17 protein-coding genes are annotated in these 15,678 nt (G+C 74.2%); 6 read left to right on the forward strand and 11 right to left on the reverse strand.

The features are described 5' to 3' along the window. Window positions 1–40: 40 nt before the first annotated feature. Together IE124_RS04090 and IE124_RS04095 are read right to left on the reverse strand one after the other, a co-directional pair. The gene (locus tag IE124_RS04090; RefSeq protein ID WP_017242457.1) at window positions 41–706 is read right to left on the reverse strand and encodes a response regulator transcription factor; all 666 of its coding nucleotides are present in this window, start codon (window positions 704–706) and stop codon (window positions 41–43) included. 242 nt (window positions 707–948) lie between these two features. Then, on the reverse strand, window positions 949–1,650 hold the full coding sequence (locus IE124_RS04095; RefSeq protein ID WP_189504926.1) for a DUF3000 domain-containing protein: 702 nt from the start codon (window positions 1,648–1,650) through the stop codon (window positions 949–951). 90 nt (window positions 1,651–1,740) lie between these two features. Between IE124_RS04095 and hemE the strand changes: the two genes are divergently transcribed. Further along, window positions 1,741–2,817, forward strand: coding sequence for a uroporphyrinogen decarboxylase (gene hemE, locus IE124_RS04100; protein ID WP_189504928.1), 1,077 nt, complete (start codon window positions 1,741–1,743; stop codon window positions 2,815–2,817). A gap of 80 nt (window positions 2,818–2,897) precedes the next feature. Here hemE and IE124_RS04105 read toward each other — a convergent pair whose 3' ends face one another. The 3 genes from IE124_RS04105 to IE124_RS04115 form a co-directional block, all read right to left on the reverse strand. Beyond that, complete coding sequence (locus IE124_RS04105) at window positions 2,898–3,386, reverse strand: hypothetical protein (RefSeq protein ID WP_189504930.1); 489 nt, start codon at window positions 3,384–3,386, stop codon at window positions 2,898–2,900. 66 nt (window positions 3,387–3,452) lie between these two features. Continuing rightward, window positions 3,453–4,826: an FAD-dependent oxidoreductase gene (locus IE124_RS04110; protein ID WP_189504932.1), complete on the reverse strand. Its 1,374-nt coding sequence runs from the start codon at window positions 4,824–4,826 to the stop codon at window positions 3,453–3,455. Between the two features lie 9 nt (window positions 4,827–4,835). Next, a complete protein-coding gene (locus IE124_RS04115) occupies window positions 4,836–5,870 on the reverse strand; it encodes a DUF4349 domain-containing protein (RefSeq protein ID WP_229832128.1) in 1,035 nt (344 codons plus the stop codon). Window positions 5,871–6,012: 142 nt separating this feature from the next. Here IE124_RS04115 and hemG point away from each other — a divergent pair, with 142 nt between their 5' ends. Beyond that, on the forward strand, window positions 6,013–7,476 hold the full coding sequence (hemG, locus tag IE124_RS04120) for a protoporphyrinogen oxidase (RefSeq protein ID WP_189504934.1): 1,464 nt from the start codon (window positions 6,013–6,015) through the stop codon (window positions 7,474–7,476). 17 nt (window positions 7,477–7,493) lie between these two features. Then, the gene (hemQ, locus tag IE124_RS04125; RefSeq protein ID WP_189504936.1) at window positions 7,494–8,207 is read left to right on the forward strand and encodes a hydrogen peroxide-dependent heme synthase; all 714 of its coding nucleotides are present in this window, start codon (window positions 7,494–7,496) and stop codon (window positions 8,205–8,207) included. A gap of 218 nt (window positions 8,208–8,425) precedes the next feature. On the opposite strand, the gene IE124_RS04130 is transcribed toward hemQ, so the two are convergent. The 5 genes from IE124_RS04130 to IE124_RS04150 all read right to left on the reverse strand — a co-directional run bounded on the left by IE124_RS04130 (window position 8,426) and on the right by IE124_RS04150 (window position 12,895). After that, window positions 8,426–9,175, reverse strand: coding sequence for a TIGR04222 domain-containing membrane protein (locus tag IE124_RS04130; RefSeq protein WP_189504938.1), 750 nt, complete (start codon window positions 9,173–9,175; stop codon window positions 8,426–8,428). 48 nt (window positions 9,176–9,223) lie between these two features. Next, the gene (locus IE124_RS04135; protein ID WP_189504939.1) at window positions 9,224–10,255 is read right to left on the reverse strand and encodes a TIGR04222 domain-containing membrane protein; all 1,032 of its coding nucleotides are present in this window, start codon (window positions 10,253–10,255) and stop codon (window positions 9,224–9,226) included. 2 nt (window positions 10,256–10,257) lie between these two features. Further along, window positions 10,258–11,844 (reverse strand): MbnB/TglH/ChrH family RiPP precursor modification enzyme, encoded by a 1,587-nt coding sequence (locus IE124_RS04140; protein ID WP_189504940.1) that lies wholly within the window; start codon window positions 11,842–11,844, stop codon window positions 10,258–10,260. 127 nt (window positions 11,845–11,971) lie between these two features. After that, window positions 11,972–12,169 carry a hypothetical protein gene (locus IE124_RS04145; RefSeq protein WP_189504941.1) on the reverse strand — a complete coding sequence of 66 codons (198 nt, stop codon included), beginning with the start codon at window positions 12,167–12,169 and terminating at the stop codon, window positions 11,972–11,974. Window positions 12,170–12,181: 12 nt separating this feature from the next. Continuing rightward, entirely contained in the window at window positions 12,182–12,895 is a 714-nt protein-coding gene (locus tag IE124_RS04150) for a peptidyl-tRNA hydrolase (protein ID WP_189504942.1), read from the reverse strand. A 91-nt stretch (window positions 12,896–12,986) separates the two neighbouring features. Here IE124_RS04150 and IE124_RS04155 point away from each other — a divergent pair, with 91 nt between their 5' ends. The 3 genes from IE124_RS04155 to IE124_RS04165 are packed head-to-tail and all read left to right on the forward strand — an operon-like array spanning window position 12,987 to window position 14,709. Further along, window positions 12,987–13,841 (forward strand): ATP-binding cassette domain-containing protein, encoded by an 855-nt coding sequence (locus IE124_RS04155; protein WP_189504943.1) that lies wholly within the window; start codon window positions 12,987–12,989, stop codon window positions 13,839–13,841. After that, the gene (locus tag IE124_RS04160; protein WP_189504944.1) at window positions 13,838–14,488 is read left to right on the forward strand and encodes an ABC transporter; all 651 of its coding nucleotides are present in this window, start codon (window positions 13,838–13,840) and stop codon (window positions 14,486–14,488) included. Before IE124_RS04155 ends, IE124_RS04160 begins: the two co-directional genes overlap by 4 nt. Window positions 14,489–14,517: 29 nt before the next feature. Next, window positions 14,518–14,709, forward strand: a complete 192-nt coding sequence (locus tag IE124_RS04165; protein ID WP_189504945.1) for a hypothetical protein — start codon at window positions 14,518–14,520, stop codon at window positions 14,707–14,709. Between the two features lie 13 nt (window positions 14,710–14,722). Here the strand turns inward: IE124_RS04165 and IE124_RS04170 are convergent, their stop codons facing one another. Further along, window positions 14,723–15,619, reverse strand: coding sequence for a polysaccharide deacetylase family protein (locus IE124_RS04170; protein WP_189504947.1), 897 nt, complete (start codon window positions 15,617–15,619; stop codon window positions 14,723–14,725). Window positions 15,620–15,678: the final 59 nt, after the last annotated feature.

The following is a 15,678-nucleotide window of genomic DNA, read 5'->3' on the forward strand; positions in this document are numbered from 1 at the left end:
ACGTTCCGTCGACAGGCGCTTGCCGTCCCTCGGCCTCGTATCAGTGGATGATGCCCGTCCGCAGGGCCACCGCGACCATGCCGGCGCGGTCGCCGGTGCCCAGCTTGCGGGCGATGCGGGCGAGGTGGCTCTTGACGGTGAGGGCGGAGAGGCCCATGGAGACTCCGATCGCCTTGTTCGACTGGCCCTCCGCGACGAGCCGGAGCACCTCGACCTCACGGCCGGAGAGCTCGCGGTAGCCGCCCGGGTGGCTCGGGGCACCCGGGGGGCGGCGGTGGCCGAGACGCGCGGCGGCGGAGCCGATGGGGGCGGCTCCGGGCCGGGTCGGATGACCGATGTTGGTCCGGGTGCCGGTGACGACATAGCCCTTCACGCCGCCCGCCAGGGCGTTGCGTACGGCGCCGATGTCATCGGCGGCCGAGAGGGCGAGGCCGTTGGGCCAGCCCGCGGCGCGGGTCTCGGACAGCAGGGTCAGGCCGCTGCCGTCGGGCAGGTGGACGTCGGCAACGCAGATGTCGCGCGGGTTGCCGACGCGGGGACGTGCCTCCGCGATGGACGAAGCCTCGATCACGTCGCGTACTCCGAGGGCCCACAGGTGGCGGGTCACGGTGGAGCGGACGCGCGGGTCGGCCACGACGACCATGGCCGTCGGCTTGTTCGGGCGGTAGGCGACCAGGCTTGCGGGCTGCTCGAGGAGAACGGACACCAGGCCTCCTGGGGGGAAGGATGCGGGACGGAGCCGGCTCGGGGATGAAGCCGGGGGGCGAACCCGTGCTGCTGATGGGGTCACTGACTCCTTCGGCAGCTGGGCCGCCCTCCTTTAGGGAAAGATCACGATTTGGTGAGTAACAATTAGGGCAATTCGGACGCGTGATCGATCATCCTACGAGCGGACCCCCTTCCGAGGGCCCTCGGAAGGGGGTCCCCGGACCGGTCCCGGAGCCGCTCCTACGCCTGCTGAGGGCCCCGCCGCTGGGGCAGCGAGACGACCCCCGCGCCCGTCACCGTCCCCGTCGGCCCCGCCCCCGGCTCGGATGTCGCGGGAGGCAGGCCCGCGATCTGGCAGAGCAGATCACACCAGGCCGCCAGGTGCGCCCCCGTGTCCGGCACCCCGCCCATCCCTTCGCGCGGCGTCCAGGAGGCCCGGATCTCGATCTGGGTCGCGGGGCGCCGGTCCGCCAGCCCGCCGAAGTAGTGCGAGCCGGCCATCGTGACGGTCCCGCTCGCCTCCCCGTACGCGAGCCCGCGCGCCTCCATCGCCCCGGTCAGCCAGGACCAGCACACCTCGGGGAGCAGCGGGTCCGCCGCCATCTCCGGCTCCAGCTCCGCCCGGACGAGCGTCACGAGCCGGAACGTGCCCTTCCATGCCTCGTGGCCGTCCGGATCGTGCAGCAGCACGAGCCGGCCGTCCGCGAGATCGTCCTCGCCGTCGACGACGGCCGCCTCCACCGCGTACGCGTACGGGGCCAGGCGCTGCGGGGGCCTGGTCGGGTCGATCTCGATCTCGGAACGCAGTCGCGCCGATCGCAGCGCCTCCACCGCACGCCGGAAGGCGGGGGGTACCGGGTTCGTCTCCGTACTGTCCGCTGTCTCGTCCGTCCCTCTTTTGCCGTCGGAATGATCGGAAAAATGTCCCTGAGCCGCAGCCATGCGGGGAAGAGTAGGCGGAATGGGGCCTCTGTGCGGGGAGGACACCCGCCCCGCACGAGCGGCTTCCCGCCACATGCGAAGATTCTGGGCGTGAGTGCCAATGAACGCCCGCAGGGCCACCAGACGAAGCAGCAGTCGCGGACGTACGACTCCGCGTTCCTCCGGGCATGCCGGCGCGAGCCCGTGCCGCACACCCCCGTCTGGTTCATGCGGCAGGCCGGGCGCTCCCTCCCCGAGTACCTGAAGGTCCGCGAGGGCATCCCGATGCTCGAGTCGTGCATGCGGCCCGAGCTGGTCACCGAGATCACGCTCCAGCCGGTGCGCCGCCACAAGGTCGACGCGGCCATCTACTTCAGCGACATCGTCGTCCCGCTCAAGGCCATCGGCCTCGACCTCGACATCAAGCCCGGCGTCGGCCCGGTCGTCGCCGACCCGATCCGGACCCGCGCCGACCTGGCCCGGCTGCGCGACCTGACCCCCGAGGACGTCCACTACGTCACCGAGGCCATCGGGATGCTCACCGCCGAGCTGGGCGAGACCCCGCTCATCGGCTTCGCGGGCGCGCCTTTCACCCTCGCGAGCTACCTCGTCGAGGGCGGCCCGTCGCGCAGCCACGAGCGCACCAAGGCGATGATGTACGGCGACCCGCAGCTCTGGGCCGACCTGCTCGACCGCCTCGCCGAGATCACCGCGGCCTTCCTCAAGGTCCAGATCGAGGCCGGCGCCTCCGCCGTGCAGCTCTTCGACTCCTGGGTGGGTGCCCTCGCCCCGGCCGACTACCGCCGCTCGGTGATGCCGGCCTCCGTGAAGGTCTTCGACGCGGTCGCCGAGTACGGCGTCCCGCGTATCCACTTCGGCGTGGGTACGGGTGAGCTGCTCGGCCTCATGGGCGAGGCGGGCGCGGACGTCGTCGGCGTCGACTGGCGCGTCCCGCTCGACGAGGCCGCGCGCCGCGTCGGCCCCGGAAAGGCGCTCCAGGGCAACCTGGACCCGGCCGTGCTCTTCGCCTCGACCGAGGTCGTCGAGGCGAAGGCGGACGAGGTCCTCGCCGCCGCGAAGGGCCTGGAGGGGCACGTCTTCAACCTGGGCCACGGCGTCATGCCGTCGATGGACCCGGACGCGCTGACGCGTCTCGTCGAGCACGTCCACACGCGGACCGCCGTCTGACACGCCTTGGGGCATACGTACGCGCGGGCGGCCGTCCGGGACGGCCGCCCGCGGTGCGGGACCGGTGTGGAGGCGCGGGCTCAGCCCTCGCAGTTGATCGGCGCGTTGCCGACGCCCACCCGGCAGAAGTCCACGCCCAGGCTGCCGTCGACGACGCCCGCGTTGGCGGAGACCCGGAGGAGGTCGCTCCCGGCCCCGCCCGTCACGGCGCCGGTCGGGGAGACGGTCCCGGCCGTGAGGTAGTCGGACGAGTCGCCTCCGGACACCGTGCCGGAGATCGTGCCGGGCGTGCTGACGTAGTCGGCGCCGGGACCGCCGGACACCAGACCGGCGACCGACCCGGTGACGACGATCGTGTCGTTGCCGCCGAGGCCGTTCACCTGGTCGCCGCCGGCGACGGACGCGCAGCGGATGAAGTCGCTGCCGGCGGTGCCGGACACGACCGTGCCGGTCACGGGGAGTCCGTTGACCGTGCAGGTCGTTATCGCGTGCGCCGGGGCGGCGGCGAGGGCGAGCGGGGCGATGACGAGCGAGGCGGCGCAGAGCGCGCGCAGGGTGTGTCTGATCATGTGACCACTTACCCACGGTGAGGGAATAGCCGCAAACGGTCACATCGCGTCACTCCGCCGCTCGGGTCATCCTGCCGCCCGAACAGCCGCCGTCGCCTTCCGGGCCGCGATCAGCACCGGGTCCCACACCGGCGAGAACGGCGGCGCGTACCCCAGGTCCAGGGCCGTCATCGCCTCCACGGTCATCCCCGCCGTCAGCGCGACCGCCGCGACGTCCACCCGCTTCGCCGCGCCCTCACGCCCCACGATCTGCACCCCGAGCAGCCGGCCAGTACGCCGCTCCGCCAGCATCTTCACCGTCATCGGCGCGGCCCCCGGGTAGTAGCCCGCCCGGCTCGTCGACTCCACCGTCACGGTCACGAACCGCAGCCCCACCTCCCGGGCGTCCTTCTCCCGCAGACCCGTCCGGGCGATCTCCAGGTCGCACACCTTCGACACCGCCGTGCCCACCACACCGGGGAAGACGGCGTAGTCGCCGCCGACGTTCGCCCCGATGACCTGGCCGTGCTTGTTCGCGTGCGTCCCCAGCGGTACGTGCCGTTCCCGGCCCGAGACCAGGTCCAGGACCTCCACGCAGTCACCGCCCGCCCAGATGTTCTCGTGACCGCGCACCCGCATCGCCAGATCGGTGAGGAGCCCGCCGTACGTGCCCAGCGGCAGCCCCGCCGCCCGCGCGAGCGAGGTCTCGGGCACCACACCCGTCCCCAGCACGACCACGTCCGCCGGATACTCGGCGGCGGCCGTCGCCACCGCCCGCACACGGCCGTCCGCGCCCGTCAGGATCTTCGTCGCCTCCGCCGAGACGACCGTCGTGATCCCCAGGCCGTCCATCGCCCGGTGCACCAGCCGGCCCATGTCCGGATCGAGCGTCGCCATCGGCTGCTCGCCCCGGGTCAGCACCGTCACGTCGTACCCCCGGGCGAGCAGCGCCTCCGCCATCTCCACGCCGATGTAGCCCGCGCCGACCACGACCGCCCGCCGGCCCGGCGTCCGCTCCAGCGAGTCCAGCAGCGCCTGGCCGTCGTCGAGGGTCTGCACGCCGTGCACGCCGGGCGCGTCGATCCCCGGCACCGGCGGCCGCAGCGGCCGGGCCCCGGTCGCGATCACCAGCTTGTCGAAGCCCGTCCACGCCTCCGTACCCGCGTCGAGGTCCCGGGAGAGGACCCGCTGCCCGGACACGTCGATCGCGGTCACCTCGGTCCGCATCCGCAGATCGATGTCCCGGGCCCGGTGCTCCTCCGGGGACCGGGCGATCAACTCGCCCCGCGCGGCGACGTCCCCGCCGACCCAGTACGGGATGCCGCAGGCCGAGTACGAGGAGAAGTGACCGCGCTCGAAGGCGACGATCTCCAGCTCCCCGGCGGACCTGAGCCTGCGCGCCTGCGACGCGGCGGACATGCCCGCCGCGTCGCCCCCGATGACCACCAGTCGTTCGCTCATGAGAAGAAACTACTTCTCGGGAGACTCCGGGGTCTCGGGAGCGCCGGAGATCCCGGGGACAGTGCGGGCCGCGGGGACGCCCGCGGCGTTCGCCTCCGGCGCGGCCGGGGTCTCCGGAGCCGGGGCCGCGGCCGGGGCAGGGCGCGCCGACAGACGCGGGCGGACCACCCGGCGCCACACCACGAAGGCGATCAGCGTCACCGCGAGCCACGGCGCCAGCGCGGCCAGCACGACCACGACCCAGGCGGCCGCGCCCACCAGCGCGTTCCACCCGCCGCCCAGCGCGTCACCGACGCCCGGGCGGCCCCCGTCCTCCTCCTTGTCGGCGCCCGGCTTCTCCTTCTCGGTCAGTTCGAGGGTGATCGTCGCCAGCGACGTCCGGTCCTTCAGGGAGGACTGCTGGGCGAGCAGGGACTCCAGGTCCGCCTGGCGGCGGCTCAGCTCGCCCTCCAGGGTGACCACGTCGGCCAGCTTCTCCGCCCGCTGCATCAGCGCCCGGACGCGCGCCACACTCGCCCGCTGGGTGGCGATCCGGCTCTCCACGTCCACCACCTGCTCGGTGACGTCCTTGGCGTCGGCCTTGCGGGCGAGGAGCCTGCCGGTGCCCGCCAGCTCGACGAGGACCGCGTCGTACTGCTCCTGCGGCACGCGCAGCACCACATGCGAGGTGACGTAAGAGTCGTCGAGCCGCTCCGTCGACTCGTTCTCCACCCGTCCGCCCGCGCCCGCAGCCACCCTGCGGGCCGTGACCAGGGCCTTCGTGGCGTCCTCCACCTCCACGGTCAGCGAGGCGGTACGGATGACGTGCTGCTGCCGGACCGCAGGACCGGGCTTCGCCGAAGCCTGCTCACCGCCCGGGGCCGCGTCGGCCGCACCCCCCTTCTCGGCCTGGGCGCCCCTCTCCTCCGCGCTCACGCCGCTCTTGGCGTCGCCGGCCGTCTTCCCCGCGTCGGCGGCGCCGCAGCCGGTCAGGACGAGCGAAGCCGTCAGCAGCGCGGCGGCGGCCGCCGTCCGAGCCCGTGACGACGTGCGTGTTCTGTTCATGAGATCCCCCCAGGGATGGATGCCGAGTCGCGTGCCCCTTGGACGTGGCGGTCCTCGGTACGGGTTTCCCTCCGGCGGTAGCGATGCGGTCACGGTCCGGCCTCGGAACGGAAGCGCGTGGGCGATTTGAGAGAGTGGTCCCATGAACGCGGACACCACGGGACCCCACGTCGTCGTCGCCGGAGGCGGAATCGCCGGACTCGCGGCCGCCCACCGGCTCGCCACCGCCGGCCACCGGGTGACCCTCCTGGAAGCGGACGACCGCCTCGGCGGCAAACTCCTCGCCGGGGAGATCGCCGGCGCGCCCGTGGACCTCGGCGCCGAGTCGCTGCTCGCCCGCCGCCCCGAGGCCGTCGCCCTCACCCGGGCCGTCGGCCTCGGCGACCGGCTCCAGGCACCGGCCACGACCACCGCCTCCGTCTGGTCCCGCGGCATGCTCACCCCCATGCCCAAGGGCCATGTGATGGGCGTCCCCGGCGACGGCCGCGCGGTCGAAGGGCTCCTCTCCGAGGAGGGCGTCCGCCGGATCGGCCTCGACCGCGAGCTGCCCCCGACCGAGATCGGTGACGACATCGCCATCGGCGCGTACGTCTCCGAACGCATGGGCCACGAGGTCGTCGACCGGCTCGTCGAACCCCTCCTCGGTGGCGTCTACGCGGGCGACGCCTACCGGATCTCGATGAAGGCCGCCGTCCCCGCCCTCTTCGAGGCCGCCCGCCGCCACCCCACGCTCAACGCCGCCGTCCAGGCCGTCCAGCAGGCCGGAGCAGCCGTCCCGGCCGACGCGGCGGGCGCCGCCACCGGCCTCGGCGGCTCCGTCTTCCTCGGCGTCGAGGGCGGTGTCGGCACCCTGCCCGGCGCCGTCGCCGACGCGATCCGCGCCGCCGGCGGCGAGATCCTCACCCGCACTCCCGTCACCGCCCTCCGCCGCACCGGACCGGCCGGCTGGGAGGTCGTCGCCGGAGACAGGGTCCTGGCCGCCGACGCCGTCGTCCTCGCCACCCCCGCCGGGCCCGCCGCCGCGCTCCTCGCCGACCACGCGCCCGCGGCCGCCACCGAGCTCGCCGGCATCGAGTACGCCTCCATGGCCCTCGTCACGCTCGCCTTCCGCCGCACCGACCTCCCCGCCCTCCCCGGCTCCGGATTCCTCGTTCCCCCCGTGGACGGCCACACCATCAAGGCCTCCACCTTCTCCAGCCAGAAGTGGGGGTGGGTCGCCGACGGCGCCCCCGACCTCTTCGTGCTGCGCACCTCCGTCGGCCGCCACGGCGAGGAGGAGCAGCTCCACCGCGAGGACACCGACCTCGTCGCCGCCTCGCTCAAGGACCTCGCCGCCGCCACCGGGCTCGCCGCGCGCCCCGTGGCCACCACGGTCACCCGATGGACCGGCGGCCTGCCCCAGTACCCCGTAGGCCATCTCGCCCGGGTCGCCCGCCTCCGCGAGGCCGTCGCGGAACTGCCCGGACTGCGGGTCGCGGGCGCCGCGTACGACGGCGTCGGCATCCCCGCGTGCATCGCCTCGGCCCACCGCGCGGCCGACGAGATCGGGGAGGAGATCATCGCCACGTCGAAAAGGACCCACCCCGGTGCGGGGCACTCCTCGTGACGGGCGAGAATAGGCGTATGAGTGCGCCCGAAAAGATCCCGAACGCCGGTAAGAAGGCGAAGGACCTCAACGAGGTCATCCGCTACACCCTGTGGTCTGTGTTCAAGCTGCGCGACGTTCTGCCCGAGGACCGCGCCGGCTACGCCGACGAGGTCCAGGAGCTGTTCGACCAGCTCGCCGCCAAGGACATCACCGTCCGCGGCACGTACGACCTCTCGGGTCTGCGCGCCGACGCCGACGTGATGATCTGGTGGCACGCCGAGACGAGCGACGAGCTCCAGGAGGCGTACAGCCTCTTCCGCCGCACCAAGCTCGGCCGCGCCCTGGAGCCGGTCTGGTCCAACATGGCGCTGCACCGCCCCGCCGAGTTCAACAAGTCGCACATCCCGGCCTTCCTGGCCGACGAGAACCCGCGCGACTACATCTCGGTCTACCCCTTCGTGCGCTCCTACGACTGGTACCTGCTGCCGGACGAGGACCGTCGCCGCATGCTCGCCGACCACGGCAAGATGGCCCGCGGCTACCCCGACGTCCGCGCGAACACGGTCGCCTCCTTCTCGCTCGGCGACTACGAGTGGCTCCTCGCCTTCGAGGCCGACGAGCTGCACCGCATCGTCGACCTCATGCGCCACCTGCGCGCCTCCGAGGCCCGGATGCACGTCCGCGAGGAGGTCCCGTTCTACACCGGTCGTCGCAAGAGCGTCGCCGACCTGGTGGCGGGCCTGGCCTGACACGGCCGTACGAACCTGGTGGCGGCCCGGCTCCCGGCCGGGCGCGCCATCCCTTGACCCGGAAGATCAGAGCGCGGGCGTCTTCTCTGCCCTCCGCTCCAGCGACACCGGGTCCGGCTCCGGGTGCGGCGCGCACGACGCGCGCCGCACCGGCGTCATTTCCGGGGCCTTTTCCGGGTCTTCTGCGTGCCCGCCACGTCTCCGGGGAAGTGAAGGACCTACCGGAGGCGCACGGGAGCGTGTCCGCGGAGGGCCGCTCGGAGCTCGGGCTCCAGGACGGCGGGGCCGCGCGTGGCGAGCGCGGTGAGCGGATCCGTGGGGGAGAGACCGGAGAGCAGCCGCTGCCCGGCGGGGGACGCCCAGCGGGTGTGCGGGTGCACCTCGACCCTGCCGATCAGCAGGCACAGCCCCGACGCGACCAGCGGCAGCGAGAACGCGGCGACGACCAGGGTCCGCTCGGCGCCGGGTACGAGGAGCGCCGCCGCCGTCCCGAGTGCCAGGGAGAGCAGGAAGGCGGCCCGCACCGCCCGCACCCCCGCCGCGACCTCCCGGCGGCCGACCTCGGAGACGGCGAGTCCCCGGTCGACGAGCGCCTGGCCGAGGGACCGCACCGCGTCGGCGCCGGCCACCGCCGGACGGACCGCGGGGATCGGGCACTGACCGCCGGGCCCGATGGCGCCGAGCACGGCACGCTCCCACTCGTCCCGGGAGCCGGTGGCACCGTCCACGACGGTCGCCCAGCCGGTGTGGGCGAGGAGCAGCCGCCGCTCCCGGTGCATCGTGACGAGGGTGAGGTCGGTGACGCGGAGCGGACCGCCGGCGAGGTAGGCGGCTTCGAGGACGGTGAGCTCGTGCTCCGCGGCGGACGGGGCTGTGGGCCGGTCCGCCGCGAGGGAGGCCCGGCACAGCCGTGCGCAGCCGATGCCGGCCACGACGCACGCCACGAGGAGGAGCGGAACCCAGACCATGTCCGAGTTCTACGACAGGACGGGCGGGCCCGCCACTCGAATGGGTGATCAGCTGCTGGAGCTGGAGCACGAACTGCCGCTGGAACTGGAGCTGGAGCACGAACTGCCGCTGGAGCTCGAACAGGAACTGGCCCCTCCACCACCGCAGCCGGACCCCGACCCGCCGCCCGAGCACGACCCGGAGGAGCAGGAACCGGAGGAGCACGAACCGGAGTTCCCGCCGGAGGAACCGCCGCCGCAGAAGGTGTTCCCGGCGCACCACACGAGGGCCGCACCGGCGGCGGCGTGGTCCGTGGAGTGGTGACGCGGGGCCGCGGGACGGCGTCCGCGCCCGCGCGGCGGCGCGTACACCCTGGCGGCGGCGAGGAGTTGCTCCCGCAGCACCGGGTCGGGAAGCCCCCGCAGCCCGTACAGGGCCACGAGATGGCCGGTGTCCGCGAGGTGACCGTGGGCCCGTCCGTAGGCCGAGACGGCCTGCTGCCCGGCCGAGGTGATCCGCCGCCCGGCGACCGCCCCGCACGCGATGGCTGCCGCCCCCGCGGCCAGCAGGGCCGGCAGCACCTTCACGACGAACGGCACCGACATCTCCGGCGCGGTGGAGAGGTGGACCATCGTGATGCCGACCGAGACGGGGAAGAGGAAGAAGGCCGTGAGACCGACCCCGAGGCACCAGGCGGCGGTGGTGCGCCGCCTCGACGGCTCGACGATCAGTCCGCGTGCCGCGAGCCCGTCGCCGATCTCCTGCACGGCCGGGTGCCGCATCACGGCGAGCCGCAGGTGGTGCAGGGCCCCGTGCGGGGCCGCCGCGTGCTCCTGGAGCACGGCGCGCTCGACCGGATCGTGCGCGACGGACCGGACGACCGCGACGATGCCGGGGCCGCCGATCGCGATGCGTCCGTCGGACTGGAGGGCGGCGACGGCGGTGTCGACGACCCTGGCCGGCCCGCCGTTCAGGAAGGCGGCCTCGTACCGGTCGTGGACCGGCCCGCCCGGGCCGCCGCGCGAGCGGACGACCCGGGTGACGAGCAGCGCGATGCCGACGGCGGCGGCTACGTAGAAGACGACGACCAGAGTGTTCACGGTCACCTCCTGGCGAGGGCGTGGCGGGCGGCCCGGGCGAGCCGGACGGCGCGGCCGGGCGGACGGCTGCCGGAACGGTCCTGCCACCACTCCGTGAGCCGCCGGCGGGCCGCCGGGTCATCGGGGCGGTCGGCGAGCAGGAGGTGCTCGGCGAAGTCGAGGGCGTCACGTCGGTAGCCGCCGGTCATGGGGCGGGTCCTGGCGTACGCGAGGAACGCGGGCCGGAAGCCCTTGCCGAGGATCTCCGGCAGCTCGGGGGCGACCTTCGCGACGACCCCGGCCCGCTTGGCGGCGAGGGCCCGGCTCTGCACCCCGAGCCGCCGGCTGTCGAAGCCCTCGGGCGCGGGCGTCCCGGCGACGAGCGCCGAGAGCAGCGCGGCCTGCGCGAGCCCGACCCGCTGCCGGGCGCCGTCGCGCGCCGCGGACTCCTGCCCGGGTACGGACTCCTGCTCGGGTACGGACTTCTGCCCGGGTGCGGACTCCTGCCCGGGTGCGGGAGCCTGTGCGGATCCGGACTCCTGTGCGGAAGCGGGAGCCTGTGCGGATCCGGACTCCCGTGCGGATCCGGGCGACGCCTGCACGGGTACGGCTGTCGGCTCCTGCGTGAGGTCCTGCACGACGGGAGTGCCCGGCATCGGCCCGCCCGACACGCGGGCACCGGCGCCGATGAGCAGCGGCGTCCGCCGGGACGCGAGCACGGACGAACGGGCGCCGCGCGGGCGGACCGTGCCCCCCGGGGTCGCCGTTCCCCCGGCGGCCACCCTCCTCCCGGCGGCCACCGTCTCCCGGATCACCGTCAGCTCCGACGCCAGCTCCTCCGCCGGCGGGAAGTCGTCGTCCCGCTCCAGGAGGACCCCGGGGGGCGAGACCCGTGAGGCGAGGTCCGAGAGGACGTCGAGCACGGCCCTCGGCACCGGGTGGGCGTGCGTGTCGTGCCAGACCCCGTCCCGCTCGACCCCGCCCGCCACGTGCACGTACGCGATGGCCTCGACCGGCAGCTCGGACAGGGCCTTCGCGGGGTCCTCGCCGCGGTTGACGTGGTTGGTGTGCAGGTTGGCGACGTCGATGAGGAGCCGTACCCCCGTACGCTCCACCAGCTCCGCCAGGAACTGCCCCTCCGTCAGCTCCTCCCCGGGCCAGGCGATCAGCGCCGCGATGTTCTCCAGGGCGAGCGGCACGGGCAGCGCGTCCTGGGCGATGCGCACGTTCTCGCAGAGCACGTCGAGCGCGTCCCGGGTCCGGGGTACTGGCAGCAGGTGACCCGCTTCGAGGAGCGGCGAGGCGGTGAGCGGCCCCCCGGCCCGTACGAACGCGATGTGCTCCGTGACCAGCGGCGCCCCCAGCGCCACCGCCTTCTCGCCGAGCGCCGCGAGCCTGGCCGGGTCGGGCCGGTCCGCGCCGCCGAGTCCCAGCGACACCCCGTGCGGGACGACCGTCACGCCGCGCTCGCGCAGCCGGGTCAGCGAGTCGGGCAGGTGGTCGGCGCAGATGTTCTCCGCGACCACTTCGACCCAGTCGACGCCGGGCAGCGCCTCCACCGCCTCCGCGATCTCGGGACGCCAGCCGATGCCGATGCCGAGTTCCGTCATGTCCCCCTCCTTCGGTCCTCAGTCATCCACGTGATGACCCGGGGAGCGACGTTCGAACCCGGAGAGGGGGACGTTCAGAGCTACATTTGAGGTTCGGCCTCGAAACGGGGTCCCGTCGGAGCAGCCGCTACGTGCGGACGATCTCCTCGGCGCGCGCCCTCGGTTCACGCTCGGTGCGCTCGCGCTTCCGCCGGACCTCGGCCGACCTGGCGATCCTCCTGAGCTTCCGGCTGCGGGGCCGGCCGGCGCGGCCGAGCCCCGCCAGGAGGAAGAAGAGCAGCAGGCCCGCGATCCGGTCCGCTCGACGGACTGAAGGTGGGGTCATGCTGCGAGTCTCCTACGGCTGCCGCAGCCGCAGGTGAGAAGCGAAGAGGTGGCTTCCCTCGGAGACGACCGTCTTTCCGGGCGCGATCTCCGTGAATCCGGCGTCCCGCACGACGGGCAGCCCGCTGCCGCTCGCCGTGAGCGCGGTCCAGTGCTCGGGCGTCGCGGTGCGCACGGCGAGCGGGAAGCCCGCCTCCTTCCAGGCCTTCCGGTCGGCGTCCGCCATCGCCCACCACAGCAGCTGCGCGCCGTGCCCGGCCTGCGCCATCGTCTTGCCCGCCGACATGTCGAGCCCGGGATTGATCCAGAGCACCACGGCCCCGTCCGCCACGGGACCGGGCTCGGCCGGGTCGTCGAGGTCGGTGCCCGACACCTGGAGCTTGACCAGCTCCTTGGGCCAGCCGTCGAGCGGCACCGGCGGAAAGACCCGTACCTCCGCCTCCGCGCCGGTCACGGCGATCCCGGGGAGCGTCCCCGCCCGGCGCCACTCCGCGCCGCGCGCCCGGCGCACGACCTTGCGGATCCGGGCGTCCTGCCAGTCCGCCATGGCCTGCGCCCACTCGCCCTCACCGAGGGATCGGTCGTCGGTGAGGATCTCCAGGACGGCCCGCGCGGCGGTCTCCAGGGCGTCGGTACGGGTCGGGGGCGCGTCGCGCTCGATCCGCACCACCAGGGGGAGGACGAACTGCGGCTTCTCATCGCGGAGGTCGGTCTCTTCACTGCTCACCGGGCAAGTCTGCCACCGCGGCGCGCAGCGAATCTTGTGGGAATCATCGCTTCCGGGTCAGGATGCCCCGCATGACGAGCGATCTTCGCGGATGAGGCTGGAGCGGGTGGGGCGCCGGTACGGGCCGCGCGGACCATGGGTCCTGCGCGGGGCCGACCTCGACCTGCCCGGCTCCTCCCTCGTCCGGGTCGTCGGCACGAACGGCACCGGCAAGTCGACGCTGCTCCGGCTGGTCGCCGGGATCGACGCCCCGAGCGAGGGCCGGATCACCGGCCGCCCGCCCCGCACGGCGTACGTCCCCGAGCGCTTCCCGGCGGCCCTGCCCTTCACGGCCACCGACTACCTGGTCCACCTGGGCCGCGTCCAGGGCCTCGGCAGGGCGACGGCCAGGGCGCGGGCGGGCGAGTGGCTGGAGCGCTTCGGGGCCGGCGAGCACGCCCGGACGGAACTGGCGGAGCTCTCCAAGGGCACCAGCCAGAAGGTCGCCGTCGCCCAGGCGCTGCTCGCCGATCCCGGCCCCGGCCTCCTCGTCCTCGACGAGGCATGGACCGGCCTCGACGCCGCGGCACGCGGCGAGCTCGACCGCGCCGTCCGGGAACGGGTCGCGGCGGGCGCCACGGCCGTCTTCGTCGACCACGACCCGCGCCGCCTCGCGGGGGAGGCGGACGCGGTGTACGGCGTGGAGTCGGGGGCGGTACGGGCCGTGGCGGCCACGCCCCGGGACGTACCTCCGGAGCCCCGGGTCCGGATCAGCGCCTCCGGCGGCAAGCCGCTCCCGGAGGGCCTGCCGGGCGCCCCCACGACCGAGCCGCCGGACCCGGACGACCCCACGCGCCCCCTCGTCCTCACGGTGGACGCGGCGCACTCCGACGCCCTGCTCGGGGCGCTCCTCGCGGCCTCCTGGCACATCCACCACCTGGGCACGGAAGAGGGCGTACGGGTATGACGGCGCTCCTGCGCTACCAGTCGGGTCTGCTGCTCCGCTCGCAGCGCTGGCTCGCGCCCCTCCTCCTGTACGCGGCCGTCCTCGCCGTCGGCGTCCGCGCGGGCGAACCCGTGCTCGGCGCCCTCGGCTTCTCGGCGGCGGCCCTGGTGCCCGTGACGGCCTGGTGCGTACGGATCTGTGTCACCCAGGAACCGCCCGCCGCCCGTGACGTGGTCGCCGCGGCCGCCGGCCGGGGTCGGGCCCATCTCGCGGCGCTCGTCACCGGGGCCGCGCTGCCGGGGTTCCTCGGCGCGGTCGCCGTCCTCGGTCTCACGGCGATCGGCGACCGGCGCGGGGTGGGCGCGCCGGCCGCGACGGGCGCCGGGCTGCTCGCGACGGCGGCCTGCGTCCTGACGGGCGCCTCGGTCGGCGCGCTGGCCGCCCGCCCGTTCCTCAAGGCCACCGGCTGGTCGGTCACGGCGCTCGTCACCGGCGCGCTCCTCGCCCTCGTCACCACGGGCTCCCCGGCGAAGCACGCCCTGACCGCTCTGGTCACCGGCTCCCGTACGACGACCGCGCAGCTGCCCTGGCTCGCCTGCGCGGGTGCCGTGGTCCTCGCGGCGGCGACGGCGGCCCTCGCCTGCCGGGCCACGGCACGCCTGGAATGAGCGGACCAGGGAGGCGTACGCTCGAAGACATGACCGAGTCGACGTCGTACTGCGGCACCCCCGAGCCCGCCGGACCGAAGCCCGAACGGGCGGCGGAGGGCCCCTTCGCCTCGTGCGTGCTGTGCCAGGAGCCGACCGAGTACCCGGAGTCGACCAAGGGGATCACGCTGTGCCCGGTCTGCGAGTGGCAGGAGGCCGAGCGGATGGCCTGCTCGGGCTAGCTCTTCTACGCCATCAGCCCCGGGACATCAGCTCCGAGACCTTCACGAAGCGGTAGCCGCGCGCCCGCAGCTCCGGGACGATCCGGCGGATCGCCTCCTCGGTGACGGGGGCGGCGCTGCGCGTGCAGTGCATGACGACGAGCGAACCGGGCTTCACCCCGTCGATCACCTGCTCGGCGACGGCGTCCGCGTCCTTGGCGAAGGCGTCGCCGCTGACCACGTCCCACTGGACCGCCGTCACCCCGGCGGGGCCGAGCGCGCGCAGGGCGGCGTCGTCGTAGCAGCCGCCGGGGAAGCGGAAGTACGGGACGACGTTGACGGCCCCGGCGTCCCGGAAGGCGTCGAAGGCGCGCTGCACGTCGGCCGTCATGTCGGGTCCCGCGACGGTCGGGAGGCCGTAGCAGGGGGACGCGAAGGCGTAGTGGCTGTAGGAGTGGTTGGCGATCTCGAAGCGGGGGTCGCCGCCGATGGACCTGGCCTGGTCCGGGTACTCCTCCGCCCAGCGGCCCGTCATGAAGACGGTGGCGTCCACCTTGAGGCGGCGCAGGGTCGCGATGAGCTGTGGATTGTCGAAGCGTTCGCCGCTCGCGGCCCGGGGGCCCTGATCGGCCGTCATGTCGGCGTCGAAGGTGAGCGCGACGACCTTCTCGGCGCTCTTCGGGGACTTCGCGACCCGGCGCGAGTACACCGGGGTGAGCCCACCGGGCCCCGGGGCCATGGTCGGCACCGCGCCCTGCCCCGCTCCGCGCTCGGGGGCCGGCTTGGCACCGGCCGCCGCGTCGGCCCGCGGCGACGCGCTGCGGGAGGCGACCGGCCCCTTCGACTCCGTCGGCTCCTTCACCACGGGGGCCGGGGCGCCGCCCCCACCGCAACCGACGAGAGCGGCGCCCAGAAGAACGAACGCCGCCATGTTTCGTACAGGAATGTTCACGATCGGAAGTTATCCGATCAAAGTGTCTAACGCTCGCG

It is taken from the genome of Streptomyces narbonensis (assembly GCF_014649015.1).
In the GTDB taxonomy this organism is placed as follows: domain Bacteria; phylum Actinomycetota; class Actinomycetes; order Streptomycetales; family Streptomycetaceae; genus Streptomyces; species Streptomyces narbonensis.

Bases quoted from the DNA above. Each gene is read 5' to 3' on its own strand.
- IE124_RS04105 (WP_189504930.1), bottom strand. From the start codon at position 3,386: ATGATCAGACACACCCTGCGCGCGCTCTGCGCCGCCTCGCTCGTCATC.
- IE124_RS04110 (WP_189504932.1), bottom strand. From the start codon at position 4,826: ATGAGCGAACGACTGGTGGTCATCGGGGGCGACGCGGCGGGCATGTCC.
- IE124_RS04115 (WP_229832128.1), bottom strand. From the start codon at position 5,870: ATGAACAGAACACGCACGTCGTCACGGGCTCGGACGGCGGCCGCCGCC.
- IE124_RS04160 (WP_189504944.1), top strand. From the start codon at position 13,838: ATGACGGCGCTCCTGCGCTACCAGTCGGGTCTGCTGCTCCGCTCGCAG.
- hemQ (WP_189504936.1), top strand. From the start codon at position 7,494: ATGAGTGCGCCCGAAAAGATCCCGAACGCCGGTAAGAAGGCGAAGGAC.
- IE124_RS04140 (WP_189504940.1), bottom strand. From the start codon at position 11,844: ATGACGGAACTCGGCATCGGCATCGGCTGGCGTCCCGAGATCGCGGAG.
- hemG (WP_189504934.1), top strand. From the start codon at position 6,013: ATGAACGCGGACACCACGGGACCCCACGTCGTCGTCGCCGGAGGCGGA.
- IE124_RS04170 (WP_189504947.1), bottom strand. From the start codon at position 15,619: ATGGCGGCGTTCGTTCTTCTGGGCGCCGCTCTCGTCGGTTGCGGTGGG.
- IE124_RS04095 (WP_189504926.1), bottom strand. From the start codon at position 1,650: ATGGCTGCGGCTCAGGGACATTTTTCCGATCATTCCGACGGCAAAAGA.
- IE124_RS04130 (WP_189504938.1), bottom strand. From the start codon at position 9,175: ATGGTCTGGGTTCCGCTCCTCCTCGTGGCGTGCGTCGTGGCCGGCATC.
- IE124_RS04145 (WP_189504941.1), bottom strand. From the start codon at position 12,169: ATGACCCCACCTTCAGTCCGTCGAGCGGACCGGATCGCGGGCCTGCTG.
- IE124_RS04155 (WP_189504943.1), top strand. From the start codon at position 12,987: ATGAGGCTGGAGCGGGTGGGGCGCCGGTACGGGCCGCGCGGACCATGG.
- IE124_RS04165 (WP_189504945.1), top strand. From the start codon at position 14,518: ATGACCGAGTCGACGTCGTACTGCGGCACCCCCGAGCCCGCCGGACCG.